Origin of the sequence: Caldimonas manganoxidans ATCC BAA-369 (assembly GCF_000381125.1) — a bacterium.
Classification (GTDB): domain Bacteria; phylum Pseudomonadota; class Gammaproteobacteria; order Burkholderiales; family Burkholderiaceae_C; genus Caldimonas; species Caldimonas manganoxidans.
This window is the reverse complement of the sequence record NZ_KB905933.1, coordinates 177,458-187,434: the sequence shown is the minus strand read 5'-3', so window position 1 is coordinate 187,434 and position 9,977 is coordinate 177,458. Positions and strand designations below refer to the sequence as shown.

13 protein-coding genes are annotated in these 9,977 nt (G+C 64.9%); 7 read left to right on the top strand and 6 right to left on the bottom strand.

Annotated elements, in window-relative coordinates; translation table 11 throughout:
• The 4 genes from F615_RS0104810 to F615_RS0104795 all read left to right on the top strand — a co-directional run.
• Positions 1–316: methyl-accepting chemotaxis protein (locus F615_RS0104810; RefSeq protein WP_019560044.1), on the top strand; the 316-nt coding region annotated here is incomplete at its 5' end.
• Between the two features lie 49 nt (positions 317–365).
• A complete protein-coding gene (locus F615_RS0104805; RefSeq protein WP_019560043.1) occupies positions 366–1,235 on the top strand; it encodes a CheR family methyltransferase in 870 nt (289 codons plus the stop codon).
• A 45-nt stretch (positions 1,236–1,280) separates the two neighbouring features.
• A complete protein-coding gene (gene cheD, locus F615_RS0104800; RefSeq protein ID WP_019560042.1) occupies positions 1,281–1,994 on the top strand; it encodes a chemoreceptor glutamine deamidase CheD in 714 nt (237 codons plus the stop codon).
• Between the two features lie 13 nt (positions 1,995–2,007).
• Positions 2,008–3,090 carry a protein-glutamate methylesterase/protein-glutamine glutaminase gene (locus F615_RS0104795; protein ID WP_019560041.1) on the top strand — a complete coding sequence of 361 codons (1,083 nt, stop codon included), beginning with the start codon at positions 2,008–2,010 and terminating at the stop codon, positions 3,088–3,090.
• Here F615_RS0104795 and F615_RS0104790 read toward each other — a convergent pair.
• The 6 genes from F615_RS0104790 to F615_RS0104765 form a co-directional block, all read right to left on the bottom strand.
• On the bottom strand, positions 3,077–3,454 hold the full coding sequence (locus F615_RS0104790) for a response regulator (protein WP_019560040.1): 378 nt from the start codon (positions 3,452–3,454) through the stop codon (positions 3,077–3,079). The two genes, F615_RS0104795 and F615_RS0104790, sit on opposite strands and share 14 nt — an antisense overlap.
• A gap of 85 nt (positions 3,455–3,539) precedes the next feature.
• Positions 3,540–4,763, bottom strand: coding sequence for a radical SAM family heme chaperone HemW (hemW, locus tag F615_RS0104785; RefSeq protein WP_156824540.1), 1,224 nt, complete (start codon positions 4,761–4,763; stop codon positions 3,540–3,542).
• Positions 4,756–5,385, bottom strand: coding sequence for an RdgB/HAM1 family non-canonical purine NTP pyrophosphatase (gene rdgB, locus F615_RS0104780; RefSeq protein ID WP_019560038.1), 630 nt, complete (start codon positions 5,383–5,385; stop codon positions 4,756–4,758). Before rdgB ends, hemW begins: the two co-directional genes overlap by 8 nt.
• Positions 5,386–5,393: 8 nt before the next feature.
• Positions 5,394–6,119, bottom strand: a complete 726-nt coding sequence (gene rph, locus F615_RS0104775) for a ribonuclease PH (RefSeq protein ID WP_026330031.1) — start codon at positions 6,117–6,119, stop codon at positions 5,394–5,396.
• A 60-nt stretch (positions 6,120–6,179) separates the two neighbouring features.
• Positions 6,180–7,091 carry a PP2C family protein-serine/threonine phosphatase gene (locus F615_RS0104770; protein WP_019560036.1) on the bottom strand — a complete coding sequence of 304 codons (912 nt, stop codon included), beginning with the start codon at positions 7,089–7,091 and terminating at the stop codon, positions 6,180–6,182.
• Positions 7,092–7,116: 25 nt separating this feature from the next.
• Positions 7,117–8,085: a serine/threonine protein kinase gene (locus F615_RS0104765; protein WP_026330030.1), complete on the bottom strand. Its 969-nt coding sequence runs from the start codon at positions 8,083–8,085 to the stop codon at positions 7,117–7,119.
• A gap of 43 nt (positions 8,086–8,128) precedes the next feature.
• Here F615_RS0104765 and F615_RS0104760 point away from each other — a divergent pair, with 43 nt between their 5' ends.
• Genes F615_RS0104760 through rpoZ form a run of 3 tightly spaced genes read left to right on the top strand, consistent with a single transcriptional unit; the run spans position 8,129 to position 9,905 of the window.
• Positions 8,129–9,028 (top strand): YicC/YloC family endoribonuclease, encoded by a 900-nt coding sequence (locus F615_RS0104760; protein ID WP_019560034.1) that lies wholly within the window; start codon positions 8,129–8,131, stop codon positions 9,026–9,028.
• A 16-nt stretch (positions 9,029–9,044) separates the two neighbouring features.
• A complete protein-coding gene (gene gmk / locus F615_RS0104755) occupies positions 9,045–9,665 on the top strand; it encodes a guanylate kinase (RefSeq protein WP_019560033.1) in 621 nt (206 codons plus the stop codon).
• Between the two features lie 36 nt (positions 9,666–9,701).
• Positions 9,702–9,905: a DNA-directed RNA polymerase subunit omega gene (gene rpoZ / locus F615_RS0104750; protein ID WP_026330028.1), complete on the top strand. Its 204-nt coding sequence runs from the start codon at positions 9,702–9,704 to the stop codon at positions 9,903–9,905.
• Positions 9,906–9,977: the final 72 nt, after the last annotated feature.

Sequence of the window (9,977 nt, the reverse complement as noted above, 5' to 3'; positions counted from 1 at the left end):
CATCGGCGCGTCCGTCGAAAAAGTCGAATCCGGCTCCAAACTCGTCCAAGACGCCGGCGCCACCATGAACGAAATCGTCGCCTCCGTGCGCCGCGTCAGCGACATCATCGGCGAAATCTCCGCCGCCGCCAGCGAACAAAACGACGGCATCTCCCAAATCAACGCCGCCGTCGGTCAACTCGACCAAATGACCCAGCAAAACGCCGCCTTGGTCGAACAGTCCGCCGCCGCCGCAGCGTCCCTGCGCGAACAAGCACAACGCCTCGCTCAAGTCGTGGCCACCTTCAGGTTGCAAACACACAGTGCTGCAGCCTGAGCGGTGAGCGGCCGCAGCCCCACACTGCCCACAGCCGACCATGAGCCACATGCAACTGCCCCCCGGGGCCGCGCTGGAGGCCCCGCCCCACAACCCAGACATCCAGCGCGAGTTCAGCTTCGACCGGCGTGACTTCGAACGAATCCGTCAACTGATCTACCAGCGTGCCGGCATCAGCCTGCACGATGGCAAGCAGGCCATGGTGTACAGCCGACTGTCACGCCGCCTGCGCGAAACCGGCCACCGCTCTTTCGCCGAGTATCTGCAGTGGCTGGAACAAGCCCAAGGCCCCTTGGCCGAGGCCGAATGGCAGGAGTTCATCAACTGCCTGACCACCAACCTGACGGCCTTCTTCCGTGAAGAACATCACTTCCGGATGTTGGCCGACGCCTTGCGCCAACGCGATCCCAGCCGTCCGCTGCGCATTTGGTGCAATGCCGCCTCCACCGGGGAAGAGCCGTACTCGATCGCGATGACCGTCGTGGAAACCTTGGGGCCGACCGCTGCGGTGCGCATCCTGGCCAGCGATATCGACACCAAGGTGCTGGCCGTGGCCAGCCGAGGCGTTTATGCCCAGGACGCCCGCGGTCTGAGTCCCGAGCGGCTGAAGCGCCATTTCTTGCGCGGCACGGGGCGCAACACCGGCTTCATCCGGGTCAAGCCCGAGCTGGCGCGCTTGATCGAATTTCGCCCCTTCAACCTGATGAGCACGTCATGGGCGCTGGGCGATCCTTTCGAGATCGTGTTTTGCCGCAACGTCATGATCTACTTCGATGCCCACACCCAACGCAAGGTGCTCGAACGCATCCACGCGGTCATGAAGCCCGGCGGCTTGCTGTTCGTGGGGCATTCGGAGAACTTCACCGATGCCCGCGACCTGTTCCAACTGCAAGGCAAAACCGTGTATCGGCGGCTGTAGACCAGGGGGCCCGCCTGGTCTCAAGCTTGCCTGCTTCGTGCCGAAATGATCACCATGTTCGCCCGCAGCCCTTCCCCCAGCACCGCAGCGCCCGACGGCCGCCCGCGACCGGTCTTGGCGCCGACCGAGCCGACGCCCAAGACGTCTCGCCTGGACGCCCTCAAAGCCGCCCCGCGCAAGCCTGGTGAAGCGTCGTTCTTCTACTACGACGCCCACTTCAAGGCCGACGCGGTCAAGGTGCTGCCTGGGGAATACTTCGTCAGCGACGAGGACTTGCTCATCATGACCACTCTGGGCTCGTGCATTGCGGCCTGTCTGTGGGATCGCAACGCGCGAGTCGGCGGCATGAATCATTTCATGCTGCCCGAAGCCGGCGGTGCTCAAGACGGCGGCCGCTATGGTTCCTACGCAATGGAGTTGCTCATCAACGAACTGCTCAAACGGGGCGCCACGCGCAGCACGCTGGAAGCCAAGGTGTTCGGCGGCGGGCAGGTCATCAGCGGCATGCACACACTCAACGTCGGCAAACGCAACACCGAGTTCGTGCTCAACTACTTGCACACCGAGCGCATTCCGGTCGTCTCCAAAGACGTGCTGGACATCTATCCTCGCAAGGTCTGCTTCCTGCCGGCCAGCGGCAAGGCCATGGTCAAACGCCTGGCCCCCAGCAACCCCGAGGCCTTGCTCGCCCAGGAGCGTGCGGCCAGTCAGCGCGTGGTGCCACCGTCCAGCGGTGCTGGCTCCATCGATTTGTTCTGAGAAAGCGCAAGCCATGTCCAAGATTCGAGTCGTGGTGGTGGACGATTCAGCGCTGGTACGCAGCCTGCTGACCGAGATCATCAATCGTCAACCAGACATGCAGTGCGTCGGCGCGGCCGCCGATCCCTATGCGGCTCGCGAGATGATCCGCAACCTCAACCCCGATGTCATCACCTTGGACGTGGAGATGCCTCGCATGGACGGCATCGATTTTCTGGCCAAGCTGATGCGCCTGCGTCCCATGCCGGTGGTCATGGTGTCTACCCTGACCGAGCGTGGAGCCGAGGTCACCCTGCGGGCGCTGGAACTGGGTGCCGTGGATTTCGTGGCCAAGCCCAAGATCGGCATCGCCGACGGACTGCAACAGTTGGCTCAAGAGATCACCGAGAAAATCCGCGTGGCCGCCAAGGCCCAGGTACACAAGGTCCAGCCTGCTGCGCCCGCAAGCTCGGCGGTGGCTGCCCCGACCTCCACGGCGACGGGCATCGGACGCTTGTCCACCGAAAAGATCATCTTCATCGGTGCGTCCACCGGAGGCACCGAAGCCACGCGCGAGCTGCTTTCCGCCTTGCCCGCCGACGCCCCCGCGGTGGTCATCACCCAACACATGCCGGCCGGCTTCACGCGCAGCTACGCCGCGCGACTGAACAATCTGTGCCGCATCGCCGTCAAAGAAGCTCAAGACGGCGAACGCATCCTGCCCGGGCATGCTTACATCGCACCGGGAGGGCAGCACCTCAGCGTGGAGCGCTACGGGGCCAATTACATCGCCCGCGTGCAGGTCGGGGAACCCGTGAACCGTCACATGCCGTCGGTGGAAGTGTTGTTCCGATCCGCCGCCCGGGTCGTCGGCCCCAACGCCATCGGCGTCATGCTCACCGGCATGGGGGCCGACGGGGCCAAGGCCATGCGGGAGATGCGCGATGCCGGCGCCTATTGCGTGGCTCAGGATGAGGCCACCTGTGTGGTGTTTGGCATGCCCCGGGAAGCCATCGCCGCAGGCGCCGTGCACGAGGTCCTACCCTTGCCCAAGATCGCCCCGCATCTGATCGAATACCTGCATCGCACCGCCGGCCCAAGCCTCAACCGCGTCTGAGCAACCGGGCCACCGCCTCAGCCGACAAGGGCTTGTCCAGCAGCGCCTCCATGCCCGCTTCCAAGGCCCGGGCACGATCGTCGGTATCGGCACTCATGCCCACCACTGTGACCGAGCCCCCACCCGGCAGTGCGCGCAAAGCCCGGGTGAAGGCATAGCCGTCCATGCGCGGCATGCGGCAGTCGGTCACCACCAGCTGGTGCCGATGCTCTTGCCACAGTGCCAGGGCTTCCTGGCCATCCTCGGCCAGATCGACGATGCAGCCTTCGCGCTCCAGCAAGGTGGACACGAGCATCTGCTGCACACGGTCATCCTCGACCAACAACACGCGCACAGCGCCAGATGGAGCAGAAGGCAGCGACATGACGGGCAGCCAGCCAGGGCATGGAATCCAGGCTCCATGCTGCCACGTCGAATTCGGCGGTCAAGACGACGGCCCACAGCCCCTCTCAATCAGGGGGATCTTCAAGGAACAAGGCCTGCAAATCGCTCAAGAAGTCGAATCCCTGGGCCGTGGGCCAGACGCGCTGCCAATCACGCGCCACCCAACCGCGCCGCTCGGCCTCCTCCAGACCCGCCGCAATCGCCGACAGCGGCAGCCCCGTGCGCTGTACGAACTGCGCCAGCTCGAAGCCGTCTTTCAGCCGCAAGGCATTGAGCATGAATTCGAACGGCAATTGCTCGCGCGTGACCTCGTGCTCCTGCGCCACCGCGCGCCCTTGGCGCGCCGCCACCATGTAGCGCGCCGGCTCACGGTAGCGAACTTGTCGTACGACGCGGTGAGGAAAACTCAGTTTGCTGTGCGCACCGGCACCGATGCCCAAGTAGTCCCCGAACTGCCAGTAATTCAGGTTGTGCACGCAGCGGTGCCCCGGGCGGGCATAAGCTGAGACTTCGTAGCGATCCAGCCCGGCTGCCGCGGTGCGCTCGATGATGCGGTCCAGCATCTCGAAGGCCAGATCGTCGTCCGGCACCGCCGGTGGGTACTTGGCGAAATAGGTGTTGGGCTCGATCGTGAGGTGGTAGACCGACAAGTGCGGCGGCGCGAAGGCCAGCGCCTCGGTCAAGTCGGCCTCGAGTTCGTGCAGGGTCTGCCCCGGCAGGGCATACATCAAGTCCAGATTGAAGGTGTCGAAACAAGCCCGCGCCTCCTCCAAGGCGGCCAGGGCCTGTCGGCGGTCATGCACCCGGCCCAAACGTCGCAGCTTGTCGTCGTCGAAGCTTTGCACCCCGACCGACAAACGTGTCACCCCGGCCTGGCGATAGCCACGGAAGCGCTCCCGCTCGAAGGTGCCCGGGTTGGCCTCCAGCGTCACCTCGCAGCCTGCCTCCAGCAGCAGCAAGGCCCGCACCTCGCCCAACAGCCGGTCGATGGCCTCGGGCGAAAACAGACTGGGCGTGCCACCCCCGAGGAACACACTGTGAACCTTGCGCCCCCACACCAGCGGCAGCGCGCTCTCCAGGTCGGCCCGCAGCGCGTCGAGATAGTCGGCCTCCGGCAGCGCCGATGCCCGTGATTCGTGCGAATTGAAATCGCAGTACGGGCATTTGCGCAAACACCAGGGCAGGTGCACATACAGCGACAATGGCGGCAGCGAGCTCAACCGCAGCGTGCCTTCGCGTAAATGGCGTTGGGCCGCATCGGCCGGCGACACCGGGGCAGACTCAGCCACGGCCCCAAACCTCCCGCATCAACTCTCGCAGCCGCCGCGCGGCCAGCGCTCGGTGGCTGTGCGCATTCTTGGTGGCAGCATCCAGCTCGGCCACGCTGCGGCCCAGCGCAGGGATGTACACCAGCGGGTCATAGCCAAAGCCGCCCTGTCCGCGCGGAGCCTGCAAAATCTCGCCCTCCCAGCGGCCCATGGCCACCAAAGGCTCGGGGTCGCTCGCATGGCGCAGCGCCACCAGCACACTGACGAAGCGGGCCCGGCGCTGACTCACCCCTTGCAGGCGCTGCAAAAGCTTCTCGTTGTTGGCCGCATCCTGCGCGGCGCGGCGCACCTCTCGCTCGCCTTCGAGCACCGGCACCGGGGCATACACCGCCGAATGCACCCCCGGCTCGCCGCCAAGGGCATCCACACACAAACCAGAATCGTCGGCCACGGCCGGCCCTGCGCTGGCACGCGCCGCATGCCGGGCCTTGGCCAGCGCGTTCTCGATGAACGTGTCGTGCGGTTCCTCGGCCTCGGCGATGCCCAAATCGCCTTGCGGCACCAGCTGCAAGCCCAAGCCATCGAGCAACGCTTCCAGCTCGCGCAGCTTCTTCGCGTTGTTGGAGGCCAGCACCACCCGCATGGCCGCGCTCACATTCCAAGCGCCGCGCGCTGGGCGGCCAGCAACTCGCGGATGCCTTTGTCGGCCAGCGCCAACATCGCATCCATCTGGGTGCGCGTGAAGGCGGCCCCCTCGGCCGTGCCCTGCACTTCGACGAAGCCCCCACTGCCAGTCATCACGACATTCATGTCGGTATCGCAGACCGAATCCTCGGCATATTCCAAATCCAACAGCGGCACGCCTTGCACCAGCCCGACGGACACGGCCGCCACCGCATCTTGCAGGGGCGAGGCCTCGATCAGCCCGCGCTCGAGCATCCAGGTGACGGCATCGTGCGCGGCCACCCAAGCCCCCGTGATGGCCGCCGTGCGCGTGCCGCCGTCGGCTTGCAGCACGTCACAGTCGAGCTGCAAGGTGCGCTCCCCCAGCCGCGACAGGTCAAACACCGCGCGCATCGAACGGCCGATCAGGCGCTGGATCTCCTGCGTGCGACCGCTTTGCTTGCCGCGCGCGGCCTCGCGGTCGCTGCGCGTGTGCGTCGAGCGCGGCAGCATGCCGTATTCGGCCGTCACCCAGCCCTCGCCACTGCCCTTTTTGTGCGGTGGCACCCGCTCTTCGACCGACGCCGTGCACAGCACCTTCGTGTCGCCGAAGGCCACCAACACCGACCCCTCGGCATGCTTGGTGTAGTGTCGAACGATGCTCACAGGCCGCAACGCATCATGGGCGCGGCCCCCGGTTCTCTGAAACGCCATGGCAGGGAATCCTCGTTGAATCCGCTATTGTCCCCCGACCGGGGCACAGCGTGGAAAGGCTCAGCCCTTCTTTTGCGACGACCGCTTGATGGCCTCGTTGATCTCGCGAATCGAGCGCTCGATTTCGGCCTCGTCCAGGTCATCGGGCTCCTGACCCAGCACACTGGCCTGGATGGTGGAGGCAAAAACCTCCTCTCCAAGCGTCTGGGTCGAAATCGACCGCGTGGAATCGTCTTCTTCCGAAGACTCCCATTCCACTGCCAGCACCGTGACGTTGTCGCTCTTGGGGCCGGCTTTGCGCAATGCCATCTCGACAAGCTCAGGCACCGCATCGGCGATCGGCCGGGTGGCGAGCTGGGCCGTGATGACCGAATCGGGCAACGTGCCCCACAGCCCATCGGAGCACAACAAAATCCGATCACCTTGGTGCAGCAACAACGGGCCCACGGTGTCCACCACCGGCTTGCCCGGGCTGCCCAGACAGGTGAACAGCACATTGCGGTTGAAGCGTTCTCCCATCCCGACCACGCCGCTGAGGGTTTCCTGCAGCTCGGAGTAGGAATGGTCGCGCGTTCGCGCGATCAACTTGTCGCCGCGCACCAAGTACAGCCGCGAATCGCCGCAATGGGCCCAGTAGGCCGCGCCGTTTTGCAACACACAGGCCACCACGGTGGTGCGCGGCGTGTCGACCAGGGCGCGCTCGGTGGCATAGCGCAGCAACTGATGGTGACCCGCGATCACCGAGTCGTGCAGAAAACGGATCGGGTCTTTCAGCAAGGGCTTGGCATCGCGCTGAAACAGCGCTGCCATGGTCTGCAGCGCGATCTGCGATGCCATCTCGCCCTCGGGATGTCCCCCCATGCCATCGGCCAGTGCAAACAGGCCGGCGTCGCGGGTGTAGCAATACCCCATGCGGTCTTCGTTCTTCTCACGACCGCCCTTGCGGCTGACCTGATAGACCGAAAACCTCATGTCGTCCCCATCGATGGCCGCGCCCTCAGGCCGGCTTGCCGCCCTTGAGATTTTCGAGCTGCAACTTCAGGCGCTCGCTGAAACTCAGCTTGGTGTAGCGTCTTTCGGTTTCGCGCGCCAGTTCCTTTTGCAGCGCGAACACGCTTTGAGGACGCGACAGCGGGTCCAGCGCCATGCACCATTCGGTGACTTCGATCAAATTGTCCGAATAGATGTTGCGCAGCCGCGAAAGCGACAGGGCCAAACGGTCCTTCTCCAGACGCTGCGGTGCGTCATTGGGGGGGTAGCCCTGCATGCAAGCGTAAATACAGGCGCCGATGGCGTAGATGTCGGTCCACGGGCCCAAGGTGCCGTCGCGGCGGTACATCTCGGGCGCGGCAAAGCCCGGGGTGTACATCGGCCGGATGAAGTTGCCCTCCTTGCTCAGCACCTCACGCGCCGCACCGAAGTCCAGCAACACCGCTTTGTTGTCATTGGTGATGAAGATGTTGGCCGGCTTGATGTCCAGGTGCAACATCTTGTGCTGGTGCACGATGCGCAAGCCGCGCAAAATCTCATCGAACAAAGAGCGGATCGTGGACTCTCGGAAGACCTTGTCGCGCTTGAGCTCGCGGGCCGTGACGATGAAGTCTTGCAGGGTATCGCCCTGCAAGTAATTCATCACCATGTAGACGGTCTCGTTCTCACGGAAGAAGTTGAGCACCGACACCACGCTGGGATGCGAAATCTGGGCCAGCGAACGCCCCTCCTCGAAAAAACTCTTCAGGCCCAGCCGGTACAGCGGCTGTTTCTCGGGCTTGACTCGGGGGGCCAACTCGCCGGGGGCGCGCTCGGCCAGCGAGGACGGCAGATACTCCTTCAGTGCCACCAAGCGCTTGTCTTGGTCTTCGGCCAAATAAACCACACCAAAGCCCCCGGCCGCCAATTTCTTGATGACCTGGTAACCACCGACCACGGTGCCCGGCGGCAACGGGGAGGGTTTAGGCTTTGACATAATCGAATTTTGCAATGCGATAGGTGCGATGGCAGTTTATAGCATGACAGGCTATGCGAGCGCGTCCTCGCGGGCCCCGGGCGCAACGGCCGACGGCAGCCCTTCGCTCGCCGCCAGCGTGAACGTGGAACTGCGCTCGGTCAACAGCCGATTTTTGGACCTGACCTTCCGCTTGCCCGACGAGCTGCGCGCCCTGGAGCCGGCCTTGCGCGAGCTGCTCGCCTCCAAGCTGCGGCGCGGCAAGATCGAGCTGCGACTGAACACCCAACGCGACGCCGACGACGCTTGGCCCCGGCCGCAGCCCGATCAGCTCAGCCGCCTGGCCCGGCTGGAAGCCGCCGTGCAGACCTGGCTGCCGCGCGCCCAGCCCCTGTCCGTGCACGAAGCCTTGCAATGGTGCAAAGGCGGCGGCGCGGTGGAGCGATTGGACGACACCGCCATGGCAGCTGCGCGTGAATGCCTGCAGGCCCTGCAGGAAGCCCGTGCCCGAGAGGGACAGCGGCTGGTGGAAGTCTTGATGGAGCGCGTCCTGAAGTTGCGCGAGCTGGCCGCCCAGGCCGCTCCGCTGGTGCCCCAGGTGGTGCAGCGCCAGCAAGAGCGCTTCCTGGAGCGCTGGCAGCAGGCCCTGGAAGCCGCCGGCGCTGCTCAGAGCATGAGTGCCGAGGCGCTGCACGAGCGCGCGTTGAACGAAGCCGCCGCCTACGCCCTGCGCATCGACGTGGCCGAGGAGCTCTCGCGCCTGTGCGCCCACCTCGACGAGATCGAACGCCTGCTGGGCCAAGGCGGCGAAATCGGCAAACGGCTGGACTTTTTGATCCAGGAATTGCATCGCGAGGCCAACACCCTGGGCTCGAAGTCCGCCGCCCTGGAGCTCACGCAGATCTCGGTGGAAATGAAGGTGCTCATCGAGCAGATGCGTGAGCAGGTGCAAAACATCGAGTGACAAAGGACCCTCCGAGATGGACTACCCCGGCAATCTGTTCGTCGTCGCAGCCCCCAGTGGAGCGGGCAAGTCCAGCCTGGTCAAGGCATTGCTCGAGCTCGATTCCCGCCTCAACGTCTCGATTTCGCACACCACCCGCGCACCCCGGGGGCAGGAAGTGGACGGCCGCGAGTACCACTTCGTCAGCGAAGCGCAGTTCCGCGCCATGATCGAGCGCGGCGAGTTCTTCGAATGGGCCCAGGTGCATGGCAACCTGTATGGCACCTCACGGGCAGCCATCGAGGCGCGCATGGCCGCCGGGGACGACGTGATCCTGGAAATCGACTGGCAAGGAGCCTTGCAAATCAAGCAACTGTTTCCCAACGCCGTGCTGATTTTCATCCTGCCGCCCAGTTGGGACGAGTTGCTGCAACGCCTGCGCCGCCGCGGTGAAGACGACGAGAACGTGATCGCCACCCGCATGGCCAACGCCCGCACGGAAGTCGCCCAGGCTCGGCATTTCGACTTCGTTATAATCAATGCCCTCTTCGAGACGGCTTTGTTCGACCTCAAAGCCATTGTGCACGCCCAGAGGCTCAAGTACGCCGCCCAGCGGCGCACCCGGAAAGCCGTCTTCGAGGCCCTCAACCTGAGCTGACCCATGGCGCGCTGCGACGCGCCCTTCGGAGTGACCATGGCCCGCATCACCGTCGAAGACTGCCTGAAGAAGATCCCGAACCGCTTCCAACTCGTGCTGGCGGCCACCTACCGAGCCCGCATGCTCAGCCACGGCCATGCCCCCAAAATCGAATCCAAGAACAAGCCTGGCGTGACCGCGCTGCGCGAAATCGCCGCCGGCGAGGTGGGGCTGGAGATGCTGCGCCGAGTCCCGACCTGATCCGCGCTGCCACCACCGCCCCGCGGCCGACCCCCAACCCCCCCGCAGGCCGCGCCCGATCCCTTCCCGGGC

Excerpts from the sequence above, each read along its gene's own strand:
- rpoZ (WP_026330028.1), top strand. The coding sequence starts at position 9,702 with ATGGCCCGCATCACCGTCGAAGACTGCCTGAAGAAGATCCCGAACCGC.
- rph (WP_026330031.1), bottom strand. The coding sequence starts at position 6,119 with ATGGCGTTTCAGAGAACCGGGGGCCGCGCCCATGATGCGTTGCGGCCT.
- rdgB (WP_019560038.1), bottom strand. The coding sequence starts at position 5,385 with ATGCGGGTGGTGCTGGCCTCCAACAACGCGAAGAAGCTGCGCGAGCTG.
- gmk (WP_019560033.1), top strand. The coding sequence starts at position 9,045 with ATGGACTACCCCGGCAATCTGTTCGTCGTCGCAGCCCCCAGTGGAGCG.
- cheD (WP_019560042.1), top strand. The coding sequence starts at position 1,281 with ATGATCACCATGTTCGCCCGCAGCCCTTCCCCCAGCACCGCAGCGCCC.
- F615_RS0104790 (WP_019560040.1), bottom strand. The coding sequence starts at position 3,454 with ATGTCGCTGCCTTCTGCTCCATCTGGCGCTGTGCGCGTGTTGTTGGTC.
- F615_RS0104805 (WP_019560043.1), top strand. The coding sequence starts at position 366 with ATGCAACTGCCCCCCGGGGCCGCGCTGGAGGCCCCGCCCCACAACCCA.
- F615_RS0104770 (WP_019560036.1), bottom strand. The coding sequence starts at position 7,091 with ATGAGGTTTTCGGTCTATCAGGTCAGCCGCAAGGGCGGTCGTGAGAAG.
- F615_RS0104765 (WP_026330030.1), bottom strand. The coding sequence starts at position 8,085 with ATGTCAAAGCCTAAACCCTCCCCGTTGCCGCCGGGCACCGTGGTCGGT.
- F615_RS0104760 (WP_019560034.1), top strand. The coding sequence starts at position 8,129 with ATGACAGGCTATGCGAGCGCGTCCTCGCGGGCCCCGGGCGCAACGGCC.
- F615_RS0104795 (WP_019560041.1), top strand. The coding sequence starts at position 2,008 with ATGTCCAAGATTCGAGTCGTGGTGGTGGACGATTCAGCGCTGGTACGC.